The sequence below is a fragment of the Streptomyces sp. SID5469 genome (assembly GCF_009862865.1).
Classification (GTDB): Bacteria; Actinomycetota; Actinomycetes; order Streptomycetales; family Streptomycetaceae; genus Streptomyces; species Streptomyces avermitilis.
This window is the reverse complement of sequence record NZ_WWIN01000001.1, coordinates 3,084,697-3,107,342: the sequence shown is the minus strand read 5'-3', so window position 1 is coordinate 3,107,342 and position 22,646 is coordinate 3,084,697. Positions and strand designations below refer to the sequence as shown.

Sequence of the window (22,646 nt, the reverse complement as noted above, 5' to 3'; positions counted from 1 at the left end):
CGTCAGCGTGCTTCGGCGGGTAGTCCGAAGCACGCTAGCAACTCCGCCCGTGTACAGGGGTAGTTGCCGTGGAGCCGCCGTCGATCACGTGTGGAAATTTGTTGAAGGTAGCCAAGGGGGTCGCGGCGGCAGCATCAACGGTCGCCCCCGGGAAGGTAGGGCCGTACCACGGCTGCCGCCGAGGCTTCCACGACCATTTGCGGCAAACCGGCAGATCGGCCGAAGAGTGATGTCTGAAGCGGCCCCGTAACTGAGCTAACACGCGGCTCTGTTGGACTGGATGCGCACAGTGACTACAGTGGTAAAAGCGTTGTGTGGCGCGGCTCGCTTTGCGATCGTATCGAGGGCCGAACGGCAGTGCGCACGACGGTCATACGGGGAAAACGGGGAGGAGTGTCGTGCTTCCGGCAGACATGGTGGGGGGCGTGTCGGCTACCAGGGCGGCGAACCTGGAGGTCAGTGGTGAGGCGTTGTCCACGTTCATGAAGCGGGTGGACACGGTCCTCAGCGAGCTCGAGGCGTCGGCGGGCAACCCGAAGCGGGTCGGTGCCCAGACGATCCGGCCCGCGTCGCTGAACAGCGGCAAGCAGGGTGCCTTTCCTGAGGCGGACGACCTGTACGCGCAGTACAACGCGGTCCACGAGAAGCTCACTTCCCTCTCCAGGACCCTGCACCTGCAGATCGAGGCGATCGGTATCGCCGTTCAGGGCGCGCATCGGGGCTTCGACAACCTCGAAGAGGAGCAGCGTCGGCGGTTCTGGGCGATCCAGACTGAGATCAAGGAGATTCGGGGCGCGAAGGGCAGCGAGCACTCCGGCGACGGCACCAGCTTGAAGGGATGACAATGACCGACAAGCAGCACAAGGCCGACCTGGACCGAGTCGCCAGTCAGAACTCCATCACGGACTTCGCTCGGGGGGTTGAGGAGCGGCCACGAGGTGGGCTCTTCAACAACTTGGTGCGCTCGGCGGTCGACGCCACCCCGTTCGGGCAGGCCATGCACGGCCGTACGAACTTCGAGCTGCACGACCTCAACCAGATGCTCGACCTGGTCGAGCAGACGAACCCGGAGGACCTGGAGTCCTCAGGGTTCGCCCTGTGGGACGCGCGGGACGCCATTAAGGCGGCAGCCAAGGAACTCGACGGCCACATCGAGAACGTCCACTGGGTCGGAGAGTCGGGCGATGCCTTCCGTACGTGGAGCCGTTCGCTCGTCGCCAGCACGCAGAAACTGAGTGACTTCGCCGGCGGGGCGGGCGATCAGATCACCGCCGTCGCTGTGGGCCTGGCGAACGTACGCAGTGCCATGCCACCTCGCGATCAGCGACCGCATGCGACGCGACCCGAGCAGCTCCCGAAGGCCAAGCAGGTCGAAAGTAACGAGGAGTACGCCACTGCCGTCCGGGTGGAGAAGGACCGGCAAGAAGCGATCAACCAGATGAATCGGTTGTCGTCGTACTACTCGGTGTCGCACGAGGCGCTGGTTGCCTTGAACTCGGAGGCGCCGACATTCAAGGCCATGCCTGACGTGGGTGTACCTGCGCCCACCTCATATGCGCAAGTGCATGGTTCGGGAGGGGCGGCCTCGGACGGATCGACCGCCGGCGTGAACCATCACGCGACGGCCGGGGCAGCGGGCCATGCTGGCTCACGCGCCGCAATCGATACGCCTACGCCTTCAATCGATACACCTACGCCTTCCTATGACGCTACCGGGAGGACTCCGCCTCCCGATGATCCTGCCCGTACGAACATCGACAGCGTCGGCACGTTGCCGCCACCCGTAACCGCACCCGGGACCGGTCACACCCCACCAGTCACAGCTGCCCCGGGCACAGGTGGCGGCCCGACCAGCGCGTTCGACGGCGGCTACGGGACCCCGGTTCCCAACGGCACGTCAGGCAGGGGCGGTGGAGCCGGTGGTGTCCGGCCCCCCGCGTCCGCTCAGGGCCGGGCCGGTGCGTCCGGTTTGAGCAACCAGGGCACGGGGCGGTCTGGGGGGAGAGGGCCCATGAACCAGATGGGCCGCCCCACGGCGACTGGACAGTCGGCTGCCAAGAGCACTGCTTCCGGGGCGAAGTCGTCCTCGATGGGCAGAGGTGTCACCGGTGGCACCCCGCGGGTCGGTGGCGAGGCAATGCCACGGGGCGCCGGTGGCCCGACCACTGGTGCCGGCCGTTCGAACGGCGTGGTCGGGGGGCGACCCACGACTGCTGGCGGCGCTTCGGGGAAGGGCGGGCCGAGAATTCCTCGTGGCACGGTCATCGGAGCCGAGGAAACGGCCAACTCCCGGACCGCTGCGAATGGCCGACCCGGCCAGCGTGGAGTCTTCGGAGCGCCCGAGCCCACTGCCAGGCCGGGTTCGAGTGCGACCGCCTCTCGTGGAGGTGCGGGAACGTCGGAGGCTGTCACCGGCAGGCCCTCCGCACGCAACTCTGTTGCCGGAGCCGAGCGCAGCGGCATGACGCGCGGAGGTGTCGGTCTTGTGCGTGGGCCTGGCGGCCAGGCGAAGTCCAGTGATGGGCAGAGCACCGGGGGACCGAAGCGCCCCGAGTACTTGGTTGAAGACGAAGAGACGCATCTGCCCACTCGGCCGCGACGCGATGTGCCGCCGACCATCAGCTGAACGCGAACGAGGACATAACAAAGCCATGAAGTCAGGGACCAGTCGACGAGATGAGCGGACTGCGATCCTCAGGACGTGCTGCGCGAGGCGAGTGCGAGCTGTGGGCGCGGTCGTCGGCGCCCTGACAGTTGTGAGTATGGGGTTCGCCCCGAGTGCCGCCGCGTACGACGCTCAGTCGAAACAGTGGTACTTGGAATCGATGCAGGCCGAGCAGATGTGGAAGGCCAGCACGGGGAAAGGCGTCAAGATTGCCCTTATCGACACAGGGGTGAACGCGGATACGTCCGCGTTGACAGGGCAAGTCCTGGCCGGTGAGGTCCCCAAGTCGGTTGCCTACCACGCCACGGACGACTACGTCGGCCATGGAACGAGCATGGCTGAGTTGATCGCAGGCACGGGGTCCGGCGGTGGGCTGCAAGGTTTGGCGCCGGGTGCGAAGATCGTCCCCTATCGCGTTCAGCTTGAGGGTCTCAAGAGCGGGGCGGAGAAAGACAAGACACCCAAGGCCTGGGAGGCTCTCAGGGCGGCCGCCGACACCGACGCAAAGATCATCAGTATGTCGTTCGGCGGCATGACCACCGATGAGGATGAAGCGGCGGTCAAATACGCCGCGTCAAAGGGCAAGCTATTGATCGCCGCAGTCGGGAACAATGCGAGTGACGGGGGGAGCGGCTTGATCGACTATCCCGCCGCCTATCCCTACGTGGTTGGCATTGCATCGGCCAATAAGTCCTTGACGGTGTCGAAGTTTTCTTCAAGCGGAAACTATGTCGACCTGGTGGCACCGGGCGAGGGTTTCCCCGGCTGGTGTAACGCCAACTTCCGCTCGTACTGCGACGATCGCAACGGTACGAGCCCGGCTGCCGCAATCGCTTCAGCCTCCGCCGCCTTGATCTGGTCTGCTCACCCCGACTGGACGGTCAATCAGGTCACCCGTTCGTTGATCGATACGGCCGGCCGTACTTGGGCGAAGGGCAATCCGAGTAAGTACGCGGGCTATGGGCTTGTCCGCCCCCGCAAGGTCCTGGCAAACCCCCACTACAACGCCGGCCCCGCCTACTCCGACCCGCTCGCCAAGGAGAACAAGACGGATGGAGAGGAGCTGGTGACGGAAGTCTCGCCGGCTCCCTCCCCTTCCGCATCAGCCTCGTCACAAGCCCCGAAGGACACTTCAGGTGGCGCGACATCGGCGGCAGGATCAAGTGCGGAGTCGTCGAACGACAGTAATTCGCTGTGGATTGCGCTGGGCGCAGCCGCCGCGGTCATCGTGATCGGCGGCGCCGGAGCAGCTGTGATGCGGGCGCGACGTGCCAGGTGACGTCGTCGGTCGGTTGTGCCCTGCACCGTTCGTATAGGGCAGGGAACTGCGCTCACCGTTACGGCGGGGAGCCGAGACGGTCGGACTGAGAAAACAGACAGAAGAAGGGCGGGCTGGTTATGGCCACCAATGGCATGAAGGTCAACAATGATCCAGTAATCAAGCTGGAGCAGGACATGTACACCAAGTTCGAGGCCATCAGGGCACGGGTGCACAAGCTTCAGGGTGTCATCGACGGACTTGAGGGCCAGTGGCAGGGAATCGGGCGTGCCGCTTTCGACAAGAAGCAGTACGAGATCAACCAGTCCCTGGGAGCCCTGGGTGGCATCCTCACCGAGGTCATCGAAGGCGTGAACAAGACGCGAAAGATCACGGACGGCAGCGAGGACGAGGTGCGCGCGGCCGTGCAGAAGATCGACCTTCAGGACGGCGCTCCGACGGTCACCGCATCCGCGTTCAACAACTACTGAGCACTGCGGCGCGCATGGCAGTGGCAGTGGCAGTGCATCAAGGGTCATCGGTACGACCGAGCGAGACGAGGTAGACAGGTATGGCGACCAACGCAGACGGAACGCAAGTCACTTATGACGCACTTGACTTCGCGGCGACGAGTATCGGTAACGAGGCGAAGACCCTCGAGCAGGACCTCCAGGAGCTCAAGAAGCTCGTGGCCCAGTGCAAGCAGTACTGGGACGGCGCGGCCCAGGACGCGTTCGACAGCAAGCTCGCCAGGTGGGACAAGGAAGCCAACGACATCCACACCGCGCTGACCGGCATCGGTCACGCCGTCGGTACGGCCGGTGGTACGTACATGGGTGGCGACAAGAAGGCCGCCAGCTACTTCCTGTAGTACGAGGTCGTAGCAGCAAGGCAAGCAAGGCAAGCAAGGCAAGCAAGGCAAGCAAGGCAAGCAAGGCAAGCAAGGCAAGCAAGCAACGCAGGGTGGGCGTGCGCGGGAGACGCCCACCCTCTTGCTGTGCCATTGGAACCACCCAGGGCAAGGGCCCGTCCCCGAGCGCAACTTCATCGTCGGCGGCGCCGAGGGTGACCGCACCGAGCCCGCCCGCCTTGCCGCAGGGGCGAGGTGTCTGGGCCCTCAACTCTCTTGCATGCGCATCCGACGTGGAGATCAAGACAATGCGGGTGTTCAGCGGCAAAAGTGCGCATGGGGAGACACACTCCCCGTGCCCCAGTACGTCCGGATGGCCGCCGACGGAGACCTTGATTTCGTCATGAGCGACAGCACAGTTGTCGTCCTGACCGTGTGCTGAGACGACAGGAACCCCACTCTCAATGAACCCCCGCACCCGCCGCCTGCTCACCTGGTCCGTCGCGGCCGCCGTGGTCCTCTCCGGCGGCGCCTGGACAGCCGAGCCCTACGTCCAGGACTGGGCCGTCGCCCGGGACGTGTGCGACGGAGCCGTCTCCCGGGACACGGTCGACCAACTCATCCCGGAAGACACGCACTTGAAGGAGTCCCGGGGCCGGCAGATCGAGCAGCTGGGAACGTACACCTGCGTGCTCACCGCCAAGCAGGGCGACCACGCGCGCGACTGGGACCTGCTGGCCATGTCGGCCTACACCCGGCGTGACGACCAGGACCTGGCGTTCTTCGACTCCTTCCCGGAGTACGGCTCCGCGACGCACACCGTGCTTCCGGGCGGCCTTCCCGGTTTCGTCGACCGCTTCCGGGACGTTGTACTGCAAGTGCCCTGCCCGGACCTCGGCAAGGACGCGGAGGGACGGGCCCGGAGGTTGGTGTCCCGTGTCTCCTTCGCCGAAGACGCGCTCGTCGGTGCGGGCGGTACGGCGTACCGGGCCGCCGTCTCCTTCACCAACACGGCGTCGAAGCGGCTGGGGTGCGGCGCCGATCCGCTGACGTTGACCAGGACGGCGGCCGCGGCCGCTCTGGCCGATCCGGGGCGAAGCGACGATCCCCGGGGGGTGGTTCTCGCCGACGCGGAGAAGACGCCCTGTGCCTGGGTTGCCGGAGCCGGCCTGCCCGACGGGGTGGACTGGCGGGTGTCCGGGGAAGGCAGCGCGGCGGCACCGCTCGCGTCCTGCCACCTGGACGTGCCGGAGGAGGCGGGGGTGACGGAGGCCGGCGGCGAGTCGATCGGCCTGTACGCCTGGTACGGAGACTGGAGCAATCGGTTCGTCACCCGCGATTCCACGCACGGCGGGAGGTCGTCCATGACGGCCACGGTGCGCTGTGACGGCGAGGCGGCCAACTTCTCCCTGGACTCCTCCGACGGCGTGCGCGACCTCGGTCTGAGCGAGGGCGTGAGCGAGGCCGACGAGCGGCGGTTGCTGCGGCTGTTCGTCGCGGACCAGATGGAGCGGCACGACGGGTGTGTGGGCGAGCCGAAGTTCTCCTTCTGACATCATGCCGGGCGGCGTCGACCGCGCGACACGCTCAAAAGCGCCCCAGCCACAACCCCCGTACATAGTGATCGTCCAGCAACTGCCGTAGTGTGCCCGCTCGTTCGGCCGGAATGTCGCGATCGCGCACCCAGGCGTCGTACACCGTGAACAACTGCTGCCGCCCGTCGAACAAGTCACCGCGTACCCGCGCCGACGGCGGCCGCTCCGCGATGTCGCCCATCGGCGGGCGGGTGGTCACGCGGTCGGCCGCGGGGCGGTAGGCGCCGTCGGTGTGGGCGCGCACCGACTTGTCGAACGCGGCCAGGTCCGTGATCGTGCCGTTCTTCGCGTACCGCGTGCGGGCCTGCATGAGGGCTGCGATGACGTCGGTGATGTCCTCCAGGTCGTTGTCCGGCCAGTCGGTGTCGTACGCGTGCCAGTCCTCGCCGAACTTCTTGTCCTCGGCCTTGCTTTTGGCGGTGAGGCGGGCGGCCGGATCGCCCGCGCGGTCGGTCAGACGTTCCAAGTAGTGTGCGAAGTAGGTGCGTTCGGCGTCGTAGAGGATCGCGAAGGCTTCCGGGTCCTTGGCCAGCTCGGTGATGACAACGCCGAGGGAGACATGGTGTGCGCTGTCCAGACCCTCGTAGAGACCGAAGTTGGTGTGGGCCTCGTGCGGGGCCAGGAAGCGGCCGTAGGGCGTGAAGCCGGTGTCGTCCAGGGCGGCCCCTTCGGCGGATTCCGCGGGGCCGGTCGCGTCGCGGTCATGGCCGTCGGAGACGTCGCGCGTCACGTCCACCACGTACTCCGCCAGCATGCGGGCCACCGCCGGAGCCAGGCCGGGCGGGATTTCCCGGTGTGAGAGCGCCGAGGCGACCGCGAAGGCGGAGCGGGCCTGGGCCATGGTGTGCGGGCTGCCGGAGGTGGTGGCCGAAGTGGCGGCGGTGACGATACGGCCGAGGACCTTGGCCCCGTCGCCGCAGACGCGGTCGTGGGTGAGCAGCCGACGGGCCCGCTGCAGGTTGCTCGCGTCGTCCAGCGGGTCGAGTGCCTTGCGGGCGGCGGCCGGATCACCCGCCAGGGCGCGGGCCTTGGCGGGAACGCTCCAACAGGGCGCCGCGTCGGCCGAGTCGGAGACGGTCAGGGGGATGGCCACCGCCAGAGCCACGACCGCCGTCGCCATGGCGGAGACGAGCAGCCGGTGACTTCGCAGCCAGGCGCGGCGGCCGACGGGGGAGGGAGGCGCGGACAGCGCGGCGTCCCCCTGGTCGGCCCCGTTGCCGGCACCGCCGGCAGCGGATCCGGCGTCGTCATGTCCGATGTGATCGTCGTCCCCGTTGCGCATACCGGCAGGCTAGCGAGGAGCCGGTGCATGGGCTGACGCCGGGGGTGAGGCGTGCTCGAACGGTTGCCCCGCCCCGGCCGGGGCGCCCCCAGCCCCCCGGCCCCTCCCGCGAGCTACTCCGCCTACTCCGCCTACTCCGCCGCAAGCCCCCCGTTGTGCTCTGTCGGCTCCAGGTCGAACTCCCCGTCCCGCGCGCCCAGGACGAACGCCGTCCACTCCGCCTCCGTGTACCGCAACACGGTCTCCGGATCGAGCGACGACCGCATCGCCACCGCCCCGTCCGGCAGATACGCGATCTCGACGCGCTCCTCGTGCTCCTCGGTACCCGGTGCGCTGTGCCACTCGACGCCGGAGATGTCGAGCGCGTACAGCTCGTTCTTCTCGCGCTCCTTGCGGGCCTTGACGTCCTCGTCCACCGTCTCTGCGGCGGTGTTCTCCTGCGTGTCGGCCATGGTGGGCGGCCCCTCTCCGACGTACCTGCTGAACTGTGCGAACGATGAACGGCGCGAACCACGAAGGGTGCGAACCAACCGAGGGATCAGCCTACTGGGGGCCCGGCACCGCGCGCCGGACAGTTTGCGCACGTACTCCTCGGCCCTCAGTACTCCGCGGTTTCCGCAAGTCCCACCTGAATCAAAGGCTTTCCGCGCCGACGTGACACGAACACGCCCCGCCCCGCCGTCATGGGCCGCGGCCGCACCCCGCCGAGCAGGTCACCCTCCCCCGGGTCGCCGGAGAGGACGACGCCCTGCGCGCCGAGTTCCTTGATGCGCTGCATGAAGGTCTCGTAGCCGGCCCGCCCCGCGCCGGCCGTGGAGCGGGCGATGATGAACCGCACGCCCACGTCCCGCGCGAACGGCAGCATTTCGGTGAGGCCTGCCAGCGGATTGCCGCTCGACGTGGACACCAGGTCGTAGTCGTCGATGACGACGTACACCGTCGGGCCGCGCCACCAGCTGCGGTCGCGCAGCTGCTGGGCCGTCACCTCCGCGGTCGGGGTGCGGCGCTGCATGAGGTCGGCCAGGGCGTCCATGTGGTGCTGCATCTGGTTCGACATGGGGATGTACTCGGCCAGGTGCGTAGCCGGGGTGGCGTCCAGCAGGGACCGGCGGTTGTCGACCACGAACAGCTTGGTGCTGTTGCCGTCGTTGCGCTCGGTGATGCGCTTGATGAGCAGCCGCAGGAGATTCGACTTGCCGGACTCGCTCTCTCCGAAGATGAGGAAGAACGGGTCCTGCTCGAAGTCCACGAACACCGGCTCGAGGTTGTTCTCGTCCAGCGCGAAGGAGACACCGAGCTTCGGGAACCTGTCACCGGGCGGCAGCTGACTCGCCGGGAACTCCGTCGGCAGCAGCCGGACCTTGGGCGCGCCGGGCTGTGTCCAGTGCCGCGTCACCTCGGTCGCGAGAGCGGTCGTGGCCTCGGCCAGATCCGTGTCCGAGGACAGGCCGTCGATGCGCGGCACCGCCGCCATGAAGTGCTGCTTCTGCGGGGTCTGGCCGCGCCCCGGCACACCGGTGGGCACGTTGGCGGCGACCTTGCGGTCGAACTCCGAGTCCATGGGGTCGCCGAGCCGCAGCTCCAGGCGGTTCATCAGGTGGTCCTTGAGGTTCGAACGCACCTCCATGGAGCGCGACGCCGTGAGGACGAGGTGGATGCCGTAACCGAGGCCACGCGCGGCGATGTCCAGGACGACCGGCTCCAGCGCCTCGTAGTCCGTACGGAAGTTGCCCCAGCCGTCGATGACCAGGAACACGTCGCCCCAAGGCTGATCGGCCGTCGAGATGTCGCCCCGGGCGCGGCGGGCGCGGAAGTCGGCGATCGAGGCGATGCCCGTGGTGCGGAAGTACTCCTCGCGGCGCGTCATCACGCCGTACACCTCGGCCGCCGTACGCCGCACCTTCTCGGGGTCGAGGCGCGAGGCCACCCCTCCGACGTGCGGCAGGTCGGCCAGGGCGGCCATGCCGCCGCCGCCGAAGTCGAGCCCGTAGAACTGCACTTCGTGCGGAGTGTGCGTCAGCGCGAACGAGGTGATGAGCGAGCGCACGAGGGTGGACTTGCCCGACTGCGGGCCGCCCAGGATCTGCATGTGGCCCGCGGCGCCGCTGAAGTCGGTCCACAGCGGGTCACGCCGTTGCTCGTACGGCTTGTCGACGATACCGACCGGGACGACGAGCCGTCCCGCGCCCTCGTATCCGGGCTGGGTGAGGCCGCGACCCTGCACCGCGGCGAGGCCCGGAAGCAGCGAGTCGAGCGCCGGCGGGCTGTCCAGCGGGGGCAGCCACACCTGATGCGCCGCAGGCCCCTGCGCCTCCAGACGGCGCACGATGACATCGAGCACCGTGTCCGCGAGCGCGTCGTCCTTCTCGTCCGGGGCCTGCCGGCGCTGCTGCGGCACCGGCAGGTACTGCACCGGCACCTCGGCCGCCGTGAACAGCACCGGGCGCCGGTCCACCGGAAGCGGCCCGCCGAGCGCCGCGGCCTGCGAGGAACCGGAGCGGTACACCCCGGACACGTACGCCGCCTTGAAGCGCACCATTTCGTCGGTGCCGAACTTCAGGAAACCGGAACCCGGAACGTTCGGCAGCTCGTACGCGTCGGGGACACCGAGCGCCGCACGCGACTCGGCCGCCGAGAACGTCCGCAGACCGATGCGGTACGAGAGGTAGGTCTCCAGGCCCCGAAGGCGGCCCTCCTCCAGGCGCTGCGAAGCGAGCAGCAGATGCACCCCCAGCGAACGCCCGATACGGCCGATCTGCACGAACATCTCGATGAAGTCCGGCTTGGCCGTGAGCAGTTCGGAGAACTCGTCGATCACCAGGACGAGTGACGGAATCGGCTGCAACGGGGCACCGGCCGCGCGCGCCTTCTCGTAGTCGTGGATGTTCGCGTAGTTGCCCGCGTCGCGCAGCATCTCCTGGCGGCGGTTGAGCTCACCTCGGATCGAGTCGCCCATGCGGTCGACGAGGGTGAGGTCGTCCGCCAGGTTCGTGATCACGGCCGCCACATGGGGCATCTGGGCCATCCCCGCGAACGTGGCACCACCCTTGAAGTCCGCGAGGACGAAGTTCAGCGTCTCCGAGGAGTGGGTGACCGCGAGGCCGAGCACCAGCGTGCGCAGCAGCTCCGACTTGCCGGAACCCGTCGCACCGACGCACAGGCCGTGCGGGCCCATGCCCTCCTGCGCCGCCTCCTTGAGGTCGAGCATGACGGGCCGGCCGTCCTCGCCGAGACCGATCGGTACGCGCAGCCGCTCGGACTGCGAGCGCGGCCGCCACGTTCGCTTGGTGTCGACGGACGCGGCGTCGCCCAGGTTCAGCAGATCCGTGAACTCCAGGTTGGCGAGGAGCGGTTCGTCGTCGTCCCCACCCGTCGCCACGCGCAGCGGCGCCAGCTGCCGGGCGAGCGCCTCCGCGGCCTCGTACGAGAGCACGTCCGGCGTGCCGTCGTAGACCGAACCCTGCGCCGACTCCAGGCGCAGCAGCTGCGGGTGTACGACGACGGAGAGGTCGCCGCGACCGGCGGTGAGGTTGCCGGGCACGACCTCCAGGACCGTCACCCCTTGCAGGCCCTCGGGGCTGGCCAGTATCGATGTGGGAGGCAGGGAGAGACCGTCGAGTACGACGACCAGGTGCGGCTGCTCGGGGACCGGGGCGCCCGCCGGGTGGAACCGCGGGCGGCCCTCCAGGCGGGCGGCGAGCAGTTCCTCCAACTGCATCGGGTCGCCGGCGATCAGACGCCGGCTGCCCGCTCCGTCCGCGAGGCCCGGTGCCTGGGTGTGCGGCAGCCACTTGGCCCACTCCCACTCGGGCAGCGACTCACGGGCGGCCGCGACCGCGATGACCAGGTCCTCGGGGGAGTGCAGGGACGCAAGCGAGGCGGCAAGGGCGCGGGCCGTGCCCCGTACGGTCGTCGGCTCGCCGCTGACCGTGACGTGGTAGAAGGCGCGCAGCGACACCGCCATCGGCAGTTCCTCGAGGACGCTGTACGTGGCCAGGAAACGCTGCATCGCGCTCGCTGTCAGCGGCTCCAGCTCGTCGACCGGGGCGGTCTCCGGCGGCACTAGGGGGGTCGCCAGCGCCTGCGGTCCGAGACCCACGCGCACCTGCGCGAAGTCCTCGTCGCTGGTGCGTCGTTCCCATACTCGACTGCCCTCGGCGACCAGTGCCCACAGTTGCTCGGGCGAAGGGTGCAAGTAGTACTGCGCGTCGCGCTGTGCCTTCGCGGCGTCCGCGGCGGCACGCCGGGTCCGTGACAGGTAACGGAGATAGTCGCGGCGCATGTCCGCCATCTGTCCCTGGCTGCCGCGGCGGTAGCGGATGAGCATCGAGATGCCCATGGCGATGGTGGAGGCCACCATCACCATGCCCATGATCTTCATGAAGGGCTGCGCCTGCGGATTGAAGAAGAACACCACGGAGCCGCCCATGCCGAGCATCGGCAGGAGCTGCATCAGAGCGCCCTCCTGCTGCCCGCGCGGAAGCTCCGGCGGAGGCTGTAGTACGACCTCTTCCGTGGGCACTTCGGACGGCAGCGCCCGAGGCGGACGCTTGACCACGATGTGGCTCACTTCGCACCAATTCCCTTGCCGGACCGAGTTGTTCCGTCCGCCGCCCCGTGTCGGGCGGACGCCGATCGCTGTTTGCGATCCTACTGACGACCGCTGACAACGGTGGGCGGTAGGGTGCCGGTGGTACGCGTGAGCAGCCGCGGATCGGCCCAGGAAAAACGGGCATTGGGCGTGGTTCGGGACAGCCGCTCACCTCGAAGTGACCGGCACGACGGCACAAGGGGCCGACCCCGCGGGGTCGCGGCGCAACGTGCACAGGATCTCCACGGGCGGACGTCCGCGGTCGCCCGCAGAGCTGTGCGCACCACTGATCGAGGGGGAACAGCAGGTGAGCATGACGGCCTCCGTGCCGACCGGCGCGACCGGCGGAGCGGGCACCACGGCCCCTGCCGGGGCGGGCGCAGGACTCGGCTTCTGCCGGGTCACCATCGTGGCGCCCGACAGCCGGATCGATGTGGCGTTGCCCGATGACGTACCGGTCGCCGACCTGTACCCGGAAATCCTGCGACTGTCCCAGCAGAGTCCGGCCGAGGGCGCCCCCGTCGGCTACTCCCTCGTACGCCGCGACGGGTCCGTCCTCGACAGCGCCCGCTCGTTCGCGGCCCAGCGCATCCTGGACGGTGAACTGCTCACGCTGCGCCCGTTCTCCGAGTCGCTTCCGCCGGCCGTCTTCGACGACGTCTCCGAAGCCGTCGCCTCCGCCGTCACCCGCGACCGCAGCCTGTGGAGCGGCGAACTGACGCGCACGGCCGGTCTCGTCGCGGGCGGCATCCTGCCCGCACTGCTCGCCTTCGTGGTCTGGAGTTCCCAGATCCGCCACGACATGCACAGCCTTCAGGGTGTCCTGGCCGCCGTCGCCGGCATCCTCCTGGTCACCCTCGCGTGCGTCCGCGCCCGCGTGTACGACGACCGGGGCTCGGCCGTCGCTCTGGGGCTCGGCGCCCTGCCGAACGTCGCGGTGGCGGGCTCCGGGCTGCTGCCGCTCTCCGACGGGCAGGGGATCGGACGGCTCCAGTTCCTGCTCGCCTGCACGGCGGTCCTGGTCGCGTCCGTGGTGCTCACCTTGGTGTCGCCGAGGGGCGACGGGCCCTTCGTGGCGTTCGTCTTCGCGGCCACGATCGGCCTGCTCACCACCTTCATCGCGATTCTCACGGATCTGAAACCCATGGAGACGGCTGCCGTCTGCGCCCCGCTCTCGGTCTGCGCACTCGCCTTCCTGCCGGGCCTGTCCATGCGCTTCGCCCGGCTGCCCATCGGCTTCGAACCGCCCAACCCGTCCCGCGGCGGCTACGACCCGGGCGAGCCCGCCCCCCAGGAGCCCGTCGACGCCGAGCGCGTCGCGGCCCAGGCCCGCCGCGGTCACGAACTTCTCGTCGGTCTGGTCGGCGGCTGTGCGCTGGTCTCCGTAGGCGCGTCGGTCGTCCTCGGCTTCTCCAGCAACGCGTGGGCACAACTCCTCGCCCTCGCGACAGGCGTGGCGATGCTGATGCGTGCCCATCTGTTCCGCTACACCGCGCAGGTCGGCGCCACTTTGGCCGCCGGCCTCGCGGCTCTCGTCCTCCTTGGCCTCGGGCTCGCCCTGAACCCGCCGCAGGGGTACTGGCGCGGTGCTCTCCAGGGAGACACCACCGCCCTCGACATCCGCAGCGTCTGGCTCGCCGCGGCGGTCGCCGCGGCCACCGTCCTGGTCACCGCGATCGGCCTGGTCACTCCGAAGCGCGGCGTGACCCCCTTCTGGGGACGCTTCTTGGAGATCGCCGAGAGTTTCGTCCTGCTGACGCTGATCCCGCTGGCTCTGGCTGTCTTCGACGTGTACGCGCAGGCGCGGGCCATGACCAGCTAGGGGACCGGCCCTGCTCGGCACGCGCTGCCCGCGCTGATACCCCACACCCCATGACCTCGGGCTCGGCCCGGACCACGCCGACCGGCCGAGCCCCGGCGCGGACCGAGCCGTGATCACCGTCGAGACACGACCACTGTCAGAAAGGCCTCCCAACGTGAGCTTCGGCCCACCACCGTCCGTCTACACCCAATCCGCACTGGCGGCGGACCAGGCCCGCAGCCGCGGCCGCATGAAGGTGGTGGGCGCCGTGGCCGCACTCGTCGTCGCCGTGCTGTGCGTGGGCGGCTGGCTCCTGTTGTCCGCGGGCGACGACGCACCGGCCGATGGCAAGGCGGCCGCCGCCTCGCAGCGCCCTGATGAGATCAGGGAGACGGTCGAGAAGATCCCCAGCACACCCGAGGGCCGGCTGGTGATCGAACACAGCGAGGACGGCCTGGCCAAGAACACCACCGACCCGCGCTACGCGCCCGGCACTTGGGCCACGGGCAAGATCTTCGCCAAGGGTATTGCCCGCAAGGTCGTGGGCTACAAGATCCAGTCCCAGAGCGAGAAGGCGGCCTGGACCCTCGAGCTCGGCGGCCACATCTGCGCCACCAGCAGACATGTCACAGCCGACGGTCGTACGGCGGTCGTCGTTCAGCCCAGCAAGCCCGAGGGCTCCAAGACCGCGGGCGTCTGCAACGAGGTGGTGTTCTTCGATCTGGACACCGGCAAAAAGCTCTGGCAGGCGAAGATGCCCTCGGCGAACCAGGCCTACGTGACGAACACGAACCTGACTCTCACGCGAGGCGTCGTCGCCGTGGCCTGGAGGCATGGCTCGGTGGCTTACGACATGAAGAACGGCAAGCAGCTCTGGGACAGCACCGCTGTTTCCAACTGCGAGGACGAGGGCTTCGCCGGCGGTCGCGCCCTGCTCGCCCTGGTCAGCTGCGGGGAGGCGCCCGACACCAAGTACGAGGTGCAGAAGCTCGACCCCCGCACGGGCAGGGCCGACTGGACGTACAAGGTCGCCGGCGGCATCCAGGCCGTGTACATGCCCTCGTCCGATCCGCCGGTCCTCGCCGTCGCGGCCGGGGACATCACGGTGACCGACTTGATCACGCTGGACGACAAGGGCAAACACCTCGCCACGGTCTCTCTGGCGGGCAATCGCTACGACCCCGGGTGCGGGCAGCGCTACTTCGCGGCGCCGTACTTCGGTGTGATGGAGAACTGCGACAAGATGGTCGTGGGGCGCAAGCAGATGTACGTCGCCACCAAGGAGGGCTTCGACGCCGCTCAGCCGGCGAACTGGATCGTGGCGTTCGATGTCAGAACGGGCAAGACGGCGGGGAAGTTCGACGGACGCTCCTTCCAGTCGGTTCTTCCGTTGCGCATGAGCGGCGACGAGCTTCTGATCTACCGGCGGACCTTCGGCAGCGTCGGACCGGCGGCCGTGGTGCGCTGGAACCCCCGTACCGACAAGGAGTCACCGTTCCTCCTCTTCCACCTCCCGGAGGACGAGGAGTCCGAGCTGAGCGACCCGGAACAGTCGGACATCATCGTCGAGAAGGACAGGGTCTTCTTCGCGAAGCGGGAACTGACCGCCGACGACAAGCACCCCAAGGACCCGGTGCTGGCAGCGATCGGAGTGGGGAGCGCCGGGGTCAGCCACTGAGCAAGAGCCGGGGCGGCAACGCGCGCGTGCCGCCCCTTTGTCCCGCTCCGGGCACTCCGTGGCGGGTCCCCCGCCGTGCGGCGTGGGCTCCGGATCGAATCCGCCGTTCAGGTCCTCCTTTTGTGTCAACGAGCTGTACGGCTGGCCTACTTGCCGCCGTTCCCCCTGGTCAGGGGATCGCGAAGGTACGTCCGTGAGGGCGGCGATTCCGTCAACCCAGCAGGCAGAAAGGCCCCGTTCCAGTGAGTTTCGGTCCTCCGCCGTCTCCCTACACCGCATCCACCCTGGAATCCGAGAACCGGAGGAAGCGCCGTCGGTTGCGGATCCTCGGTGCCGCGGCGGCCGCTGTCGCGGTGCTCTGCGCGGGAATCTGGGGACTTTCCCACACCCCCTCCGACCAGCGCCCGACGGCCTCCCGGCAAGATCCCGACGCCATCCGGGAGACGGTCGAGCGGCGCCCGGCGACGCCGGAAGGGGCGACAGCGGTCACGCGCCGCGCCAAGGGCGTCAAGGCGGGCCAGACCATCGAGGCCACGGGTACCTGGGCGACCGGCAAGGTCTTCGCGAAGACCCTGGGCAACCGCATCACCGGGTTCAAGATCGCGACCAACAAGGAAGCGTGGAAAATCGGCTTCCCCGGCGCTGTCTGCGCCGCCACCCCACACGTCACCGTGGACGGCCGTACCGCCGTGGCCTTCTCGGGCGAGGCGACCAGAACCGACCCGAGCGGTGGGGTCATGAGCGGCCCCTGCGACGAGATCGCCATGTTCGACATCGACACGGGCAAGCGGCTGTGGCACGTCAAGCTGCCCGAGAAGGAACTTGTGCCCGCCACCGTCACCATGACGCGCGGAAAGGTCATCGCCTCCTGGAAGGACGGCTCGGCGGCGTACGCCATGGCCGACGGGAAGCTGCTCTGGTCGCATGTGCCCGGGGCGGTCTGCGGGGACAGCGGGTACGCCGGGGGCAAGGCCCTCGTGCGCCTCGTCAAGTGCGGGAACGCGGACAACAGGCGGTTCCGGGTGGAGGGGACGAACCCCAGGACCGGGAAGTCACTGTGGACCTACCAGGTGGACCCCGGGGTCCAGGACGTCCGTCTGGTCTCCTCGTCCCCCGTCGTCATCGCCGTCGCGGCGGGCGCCCCCGAGATCACCGACCTCATCTCCCTCAGCGACCGGGGCACGGTCCGCGCCTCGCTCTCGGTGCCCGGCCAGAGGTACGTCACCAAGTGCGCCACGGACATCACGGGCCCGGTCGAGACCTGCGAGGCCGTGGTGGTCGGGGACCGGCAGCTGTACGTCGCCACCCAGGGGCGCGACTACGTCGCGGGGAGCGCCCACGGCCAGGTGGCCAACGAGATCGTCGCCTTCGACCTGGCCACCGGGAAGAGCGTCCGGAAGTTCGACGCCAAGGTCGGCCGCCCCATGTACCCCGTCCGGATGAGCGGGGACAGACTCATCGCCTACCGGTCTTCCGTCTCCAGATACGCGCCCAGCGCCGCCGTGAGCATCGACACCGCGTCGGGGAAGGAGACGCTGCTCCTGCTCTTCGGCACCGACGGCATGTCGTTCTTCGACTACCTGGACGTCCGCTACGAGCACGGCCGCATCTTCTTCGCCGCCACCACCATCGACGGGCCGGTGAACAAGGACGGCGAAGGGGAGAGCGAATGGCTCGCCGACGGGTTCGAGACCAGCGGCTGACCGCCCCAGGACCTCGGCCGAGCGCCTCCGTACAGCCTGGTACCCTGTGTAACGGCCGTTCGTGTACGCACCCCCGGACCCCGCCCCAGGCGCCGCAAGGATCGCCCAGGGATCTGGAGGCCGCGCCCAGCGGATCCCCGCCTCCCGAGTAACGGAAGCTCCCCCGAGACCAAGACCGGGGGCACTCGGTGGCCTCTTTCAGACTACGAGGAGTACGCGTGTCGCTCGACGCCGCTACGAAGAAGCAGATCATCACCGAGTTCGGTACCAAGGAGGGCGACACCGGCTCCCCCGAGGTCCAGGTCGCCATGCTCTCGCGCCGGATCTCGGACCTGACCGAGCACCTCAAGACCCACAAGCACGACCACCACTCCCGTCGTGGTCTGCTGATCCTGGTCGGTCAGCGTCGCCGCCTGCTGCAGTACCTGGCCAAGAAGGACATCCAGCGCTTCCGTGCGCTGGTCGACCGCCTGGGCATCCGCCGCGGTGCGGCGGGCGCCAAGTAAGACGCCGTGAAGGGAGCGGTTCCCATGACTTAGGGGGCCGCTCCCTTTGCTGTACGTACGGAAACGTGCGGAGTGTCGCTGCCCCTTTGTAGTGTGGTAGCACAACGCAATACGTACGACACACAACGTGGTACACCGACAGCGCACAGCGATGACGGCACGCCACACCCAACGAGGAGAAGCGCACCTCGCCGCCGCCGGTCCTCGGTAGTGGCCCCCGGGGGAAGTGAGCCCCGGGTGCTTCGATCGAAGACCGGCCCGCACCAGTGGAGCGCTTCTCCGACCACCGTCCCCCTGCCACACGGGCAGCCCGGGACAAAAGACGAAAAGTATCGGAGAAAACGCTAGTGGAGAACGAGACCCACTACGCCGAGGCCGTCATTGACAACGGTTCCTTCGGCACCCGCACCATCCGCTTCGAGACGGGCCGCCTGGCCAAGCAGGCCGCCGGCTCCGCCGTCGCGTACCTGGACGACGACACCATGGTGCTGTCGGCCACCACCGCCTCCAAGAAGCCCAAGGAAAATCTCGACTTCTTCCCCCTCACGGTGGACGTCGAGGAGCGGATGTACGCCGCCGGCAAGATCCCCGGCAGCTTCTTCCGCCGCGAGGGCCGTCCCTCCGAGGACGCGATCCTCACCTGTCGCCTGATCGACCGCCCGCTGCGCCCGTCCTTCAAGAAGGGCCTGCGCAACGAGATCCAGGTCGTCGCGACGATCATGGCGCTCAACCCCGACCACCTGTACGACGTCGTCGCGATCAACGCCGCGTCCGCGTCCACGCAGCTGGCCGGCCTGCCCTTCTCCGGCCCGATCGGCGGCGTCCGCGTCGCGCTGATCAACGGCCAGTGGGTCGCGTTCCCGACGCACACCGAGCTCGAGGACGCCGTCTTCGACATGGTCGTCGCGGGCCGCGCCCTGGAGGACGGCGACGTCGCGATCATGATGGTCGAGGCCGAGGCCACCGAGAAGACCATCCAGTTGGTCGCGGGCGGCGCCGAGGCGCCGACCGAGGAGGTCGTCGCCGCCGGTCTGGACGCCGCGAAGCCCTTCATCAAGGTGCTCTGCAAGGCTCAGGCCGACCTCGCCGCGAAGGCCGCCAAGCCGACCGGCGAGTTCCCGGTCTTCCTCGACTACCAGGACGACGTCCTGGAGGCCCTGACCGCCGCGGTCAAGAGCGAGCTCTCCCAGGCGCTCACCATCGCCGGAAAGCAGGACCGCGAGGCCGAGCTGGACCGCGTCAAGGAGATCGCCGCCGAGAAGCTGCTCCCGCAGTTCGAGGGTCGCGAGAAGGAGATCTCCGCCGCGTACCGCTCGCTGACCAAGTCCCTGGTGCGCGAGCGCGTCATCAAGGACAAGGTCCGCATCGACGGCCGAGGCGTCACGGACATCCGTACGCTCGCCGCCGAGGTCGAGGCCATCCCGCGTGTGCACGGCTCGGCGCTGTTCGAGCGTGGTGAGACCCAGATCCTGGGCGTCACCACCCTGAACATGCTCCGTATGGAGCAGCAGCTGGACACCCTCTCCCCGGTGACCCGCAAGCGCTACATGCACAACTACAACTTCCCGCCGTACTCCGTCGGCGAGACCGGCCGCGTCGGCTCCCCGAAGCGCCGCGAGATCGGCCACGGCGCGCTCGCCGAGCGCGCGATCGTGCCGGTCCTGCCGACGCGCGAGGAGTTCCCGTACGCGATCCGTCAGGTGTCCGAGGCCCTCGGCTCCAACGGATCGACGTCCATGGGCTCGGTCTGCGCCTCCACCATGTCGCTGCTGAACGCCGGTGTGCCGCTGAAGGCCCCCGTCGCCGGTATCGCCATGGGCCTGATCTCCCAGGAGATCAACGGCGAGACGCACTACGTCGCCCTCACCGACATCCTCGGTGCGGAGGACGCCTTCGGCGACATGGACTTCAAGGTCGCCGGCACCAAGGAGTTCGTGACCGCCCTCCAGCTCGACACCAAGCTGGACGGCATCCCGGCCTCCGTCCTGGCCGCGGCCCTCAAGCAGGCCCGCGACGCCCGCCTCCACATCCTCGACGTGATGATGGAAGCGATCGACACGCCGGACGAGATGTCCCCGAACGCCCCGCGGATCATCACCGTCAAGATCCCCGTGGACAAGATCGGTGAGGTCATCGGCCCCAAGGGCAAGATGATCAACCAGATCCAGGAGGACACCGGCGCCGAGATCACGATCGAGGACGACGGCACCATCTACATCGGTGCCCAGGTCGGCTCGCAGGCCGAGGCCGCCCGCGCCACGATCAACGGCATCGCCAACCCGACCATGCCGGAGGTCGGCGAGCGCTACCTGGGCACGGTCGTCAAGACGACCACCTTCGGTGCGTTCGTGTCGCTGCTCCCGGGCAAGGACGGTCTGCTGCACATCTCGCAGATCCGCAAGCTCGCCGGCGGCAAGCGCGTGGAGAACGTCGAGGACGTGCTCGGTGTGGGCGCCAAGGTCCAGGTCGAGATCGCCGAGATCGACTCCCGCGGCAAGCTCTCCCTCATCCCCGTGGTCGAGGGCGAAGGCGACGACGAGAAGAAGGACGACACCGACAAGTGACGTCTCGTAGCTCCACGGCGACGGCCCGCACCTCCTCGGAGGCGCGGGCCGTCGCCCGTACCCAAACCCTCGTCAAGGGCGTCAACGGCATCGGTACGGTCCGCAAGACCACCCTCCCGGGCGGCCTGCGCATCGTCACCGAGACGCTGCCCTCGGTACGCTCGGCGACCTTCGGGATCTGGGCCCACGTCGGTTCCCGCGACGAGACGCCCACGCTGAACGGCGCGACGCACTACCTGGAGCACCTGCTCTTCAAAGGCACGCACAAGCGCAGCGCCCTGGACATCTCGTCGGCCCTCGACGCGGTCGGCGGCGAGATGAACGCGTTCACGGCGAAGGAGTACACGTGCTACTACGCGCGCGTGCTCGACACCGATCTGCCGCTCGCCATCGACGTGGTCTGCGACATGCTGACCGGCTCGCTCATCCTCGAAGAGGACGTCAACGTCGAGCGCGGCGCGATCCTCGAAGAGATCGCGATGACCGAGGACGACCCGGGCGACTGTGTGCACGACCTGTTCGCGCACACGATGCTCGGCGACACCCCGCTCGGCCGCCCGGTCCTCGGCACGGTCGACACGGTCAACGCCCTCACCGCGGACCGCATCCGCCGCTTCTACAAGAAGCACTACGACCCGACCCACCTCGTGGTCGCGTGCGCGGGCAACGTCGACCACAACAAGGTCGTACGACAGGTCCGCGCCGCCTTCGAGAAGGCGGGCGCCCTGAAGCAGCCGGACGCCACCCCGATCGCCCCGCGCGACGGCCGCCGCGCCATCCGCACCGCGGGCCGCGTCGAGCTGCTCGGCCGCAAGACCGAGCAGGCCCATGTCGTCCTCGGCATGCCGGGTCTCGCCCGCACCGACGAGCGCCGCTGGGCCCTTGGCGTACTGAACACGGCGCTCGGCGGCGGCATGTCCTCGCGCCTGTTCCAGGAGGTCCGCGAGAAGCGCGGCCTGGCCTACAGCGTGTACTCGTACACCTCGGGTTTCGCCGACTGCGGCCTGTTCGGCGTGTACGCGGGCTGCCGCCCGAGCCAGGTCCACGACGTGCTGAAGATCTGCCGGGACGAACTCGACCACGTCGCCGAGCACGGCCTGTCCGACGACGAGATCGCCCGCGCCATCGGCCAGCTCAAGGGCTCCACGGTCCTCGGCCTGGAGGACACCGGTGCGTTGATGAACCGTATCGGCAAGAGTGAGCTGTGCTGGGGCGAGCAGATGTCCGTCGACGACATGCTGGCCCGGATCACCGAGGTCACCCCGGACGATGTCCGTTCGGTCGCCCGCGACATCCTGGGACAGCGGCCCTCGCTGTCGGTCATCGGCCCGCTCAAGGACAAGCAGGCGTCCCGTCTGCACGAAGCGGTCGCGTAAGTCCTCGACTAAGGAATCAAGAACATGAGCAAGTTGCGCGTGGCGGTCCTCGGTGTCAAGGGCCGCATCGGATCCGAGGCGGTACGAGCCGTCGAGGCAGCCGAGGACATGGAACTGGTGGCCGCCCTCGGCCGAGGCGACAAACTGGAGACGCTGGCCGACACCGGCGCCCAGGTCGCCGTCGAACTGACCACGCCGGCCTCGGTGATGGGCAACCTCGACTTCTGCGTACGCCACGGCATCCACGCCGTGGTCGGTACGACGGGCTGGACCGACGACCGCCTCGCGCAGCTGAAGGGCTGGCTGGCCCAGTCGCCGGAGACGGGTGTGCTCATCGCGCCCAACTTCTCCATCGGGGCCGTGCTGACCATGAAGTTTGCGCAGCTCGCGGCGCCGTACTTCGAGTCCGTCGAGGTCGTCGAGCTGCACCACCCGAACAAGGTGGACGCCCCCAGCGGCACGGCCACGCGCACCGCCCAGCTCATCGCCGAGGCCCGCCGCAAGGCGGGCAGCGCTCCGCAGCCCGACGCCACGGTGACGGCCCTGGACGGTGCCCGCGGTGCGAACGTCGACGGTGTCCCGGTGCACGCGGTCCGCCTGCGCGGCCTGCTCGCGCACCAGGAAGTGCTGCTCGGCGCCGAGGGCGAGACCCTCACCGTCCGCCACGACTCGCTGCACCACAGCAGCTTCATGCCGGGCATCCTGCTCGGCGCCCGCCGTGTCGTCACCACTCCCGGCCTCACGTTCGGCCTGGAGCACTTCCTGGACCTGAACTGA

General features: G+C 68.7%; 16 protein-coding genes. 13 read left to right on the top strand and 3 right to left on the bottom strand.

Translation table 11 applies throughout. The features are described from left to right. Positions 1-425: 425 nt before the first annotated feature. The 6 genes from GTY58_RS13300 (at position 426) to GTY58_RS13275 (ending at position 6,326) form a co-directional block, all read left to right on the top strand. Positions 426-842 (top strand): hypothetical protein, encoded by a 417-nt coding sequence (locus tag GTY58_RS13300; protein ID WP_306292872.1) that lies wholly within the window; start codon positions 426-428, stop codon positions 840-842. A 2-nt stretch (positions 843-844) separates the two neighbouring features. After that, on the top strand, positions 845-2,626 hold the full coding sequence (locus GTY58_RS13295) for a WXG100 family type VII secretion target (protein ID WP_078234461.1): 1,782 nt from the start codon (positions 845-847) through the stop codon (positions 2,624-2,626). A gap of 91 nt (positions 2,627-2,717) precedes the next feature. Then, positions 2,718-3,944, top strand: coding sequence for a S8 family serine peptidase (locus GTY58_RS13290; protein WP_282957454.1), 1,227 nt, complete (start codon positions 2,718-2,720; stop codon positions 3,942-3,944). A gap of 119 nt (positions 3,945-4,063) precedes the next feature. Next, positions 4,064-4,414: a WXG100 family type VII secretion target gene (locus GTY58_RS13285; protein WP_010983969.1), complete on the top strand. Its 351-nt coding sequence runs from the start codon at positions 4,064-4,066 to the stop codon at positions 4,412-4,414. Between the two features lie 80 nt (positions 4,415-4,494). Continuing rightward, on the top strand, positions 4,495-4,794 hold the full coding sequence (locus GTY58_RS13280; RefSeq protein ID WP_010983968.1) for a WXG100 family type VII secretion target: 300 nt from the start codon (positions 4,495-4,497) through the stop codon (positions 4,792-4,794). A 443-nt stretch (positions 4,795-5,237) separates the two neighbouring features. Then, complete coding sequence (locus GTY58_RS13275; protein ID WP_010983967.1) at positions 5,238-6,326, top strand: hypothetical protein; 1,089 nt, start codon at positions 5,238-5,240, stop codon at positions 6,324-6,326. Positions 6,327-6,360: 34 nt separating this feature from the next. Here the strand turns inward: GTY58_RS13275 and GTY58_RS13270 are convergent, their stop codons facing one another. From GTY58_RS13270 to eccCa, 3 genes are all read right to left on the bottom strand, one after another. After that, positions 6,361-7,650: a hypothetical protein gene (locus GTY58_RS13270; RefSeq protein WP_010983966.1), complete on the bottom strand. Its 1,290-nt coding sequence runs from the start codon at positions 7,648-7,650 to the stop codon at positions 6,361-6,363. A 131-nt stretch (positions 7,651-7,781) separates the two neighbouring features. Next, on the bottom strand, positions 7,782-8,102 hold the full coding sequence (locus GTY58_RS13265) for a DUF397 domain-containing protein (protein ID WP_010983965.1): 321 nt from the start codon (positions 8,100-8,102) through the stop codon (positions 7,782-7,784). 146 nt (positions 8,103-8,248) lie between these two features. Beyond that, positions 8,249-12,220 carry a type VII secretion protein EccCa gene (eccCa, locus tag GTY58_RS13255; protein ID WP_010983964.1) on the bottom strand — a complete coding sequence of 1,324 codons (3,972 nt, stop codon included), beginning with the start codon at positions 12,218-12,220 and terminating at the stop codon, positions 8,249-8,251. 334 nt (positions 12,221-12,554) lie between these two features. Here eccCa and eccD point away from each other — a divergent pair, with 334 nt between their 5' ends. The 7 genes from eccD (at position 12,555) to dapB (ending at position 22,646) form a co-directional block, all read left to right on the top strand. Next, positions 12,555-14,063: a type VII secretion integral membrane protein EccD gene (gene eccD / locus GTY58_RS13250; RefSeq protein WP_010983963.1), complete on the top strand. Its 1,509-nt coding sequence runs from the start codon at positions 12,555-12,557 to the stop codon at positions 14,061-14,063. A 154-nt stretch (positions 14,064-14,217) separates the two neighbouring features. Next, positions 14,218-15,720 carry a PQQ-binding-like beta-propeller repeat protein gene (locus GTY58_RS13245; RefSeq protein WP_010983962.1) on the top strand — a complete coding sequence of 501 codons (1,503 nt, stop codon included), beginning with the start codon at positions 14,218-14,220 and terminating at the stop codon, positions 15,718-15,720. A 317-nt stretch (positions 15,721-16,037) separates the two neighbouring features. Beyond that, the gene (locus GTY58_RS13240) at positions 16,038-17,423 is read left to right on the top strand and encodes a PQQ-binding-like beta-propeller repeat protein (protein ID WP_048894236.1); all 1,386 of its coding nucleotides are present in this window, start codon (positions 16,038-16,040) and stop codon (positions 17,421-17,423) included. A 218-nt stretch (positions 17,424-17,641) separates the two neighbouring features. After that, a complete protein-coding gene (gene rpsO / locus GTY58_RS13235; protein WP_005479656.1) occupies positions 17,642-17,929 on the top strand; it encodes a 30S ribosomal protein S15 in 288 nt (95 codons plus the stop codon). 347 nt (positions 17,930-18,276) lie between these two features. Then, a complete protein-coding gene (locus tag GTY58_RS13230) occupies positions 18,277-20,493 on the top strand; it encodes a polyribonucleotide nucleotidyltransferase (RefSeq protein WP_010983960.1) in 2,217 nt (738 codons plus the stop codon). Then, positions 20,490-21,869, top strand: a complete 1,380-nt coding sequence (locus GTY58_RS13225; protein ID WP_010983959.1) for a pitrilysin family protein — start codon at positions 20,490-20,492, stop codon at positions 21,867-21,869. The genes GTY58_RS13230 and GTY58_RS13225 overlap by 4 nt, the downstream gene beginning before the upstream one ends. Before the next feature lie 24 nt (positions 21,870-21,893). After that, entirely contained in the window at positions 21,894-22,646 is a 753-nt protein-coding gene (dapB, locus tag GTY58_RS13220) for a 4-hydroxy-tetrahydrodipicolinate reductase (RefSeq protein WP_010983958.1), read from the top strand.

What these genes read in the sequence shown, in the direction of transcription:
- GTY58_RS13295 (WP_078234461.1), top strand. Translation starts at nt 845, where the DNA reads ATGACCGACAAGCAGCACAAGGCCGACCTGGACCGAGTCGCCAGTCAG.
- GTY58_RS13285 (WP_010983969.1), top strand. Translation starts at nt 4,064, where the DNA reads ATGGCCACCAATGGCATGAAGGTCAACAATGATCCAGTAATCAAGCTG.
- GTY58_RS13280 (WP_010983968.1), top strand. Translation starts at nt 4,495, where the DNA reads ATGGCGACCAACGCAGACGGAACGCAAGTCACTTATGACGCACTTGAC.
- GTY58_RS13275 (WP_010983967.1), top strand. Translation starts at nt 5,238, where the DNA reads ATGAACCCCCGCACCCGCCGCCTGCTCACCTGGTCCGTCGCGGCCGCC.
- GTY58_RS13270 (WP_010983966.1), bottom strand. Translation starts at nt 7,650, where the DNA reads ATGCGCAACGGGGACGACGATCACATCGGACATGACGACGCCGGATCC.
- GTY58_RS13265 (WP_010983965.1), bottom strand. Translation starts at nt 8,102, where the DNA reads ATGGCCGACACGCAGGAGAACACCGCCGCAGAGACGGTGGACGAGGAC.
- eccD (WP_010983963.1), top strand. Translation starts at nt 12,555, where the DNA reads ATGACGGCCTCCGTGCCGACCGGCGCGACCGGCGGAGCGGGCACCACG.
- dapB (WP_010983958.1), top strand. Translation starts at nt 21,894, where the DNA reads ATGAGCAAGTTGCGCGTGGCGGTCCTCGGTGTCAAGGGCCGCATCGGA.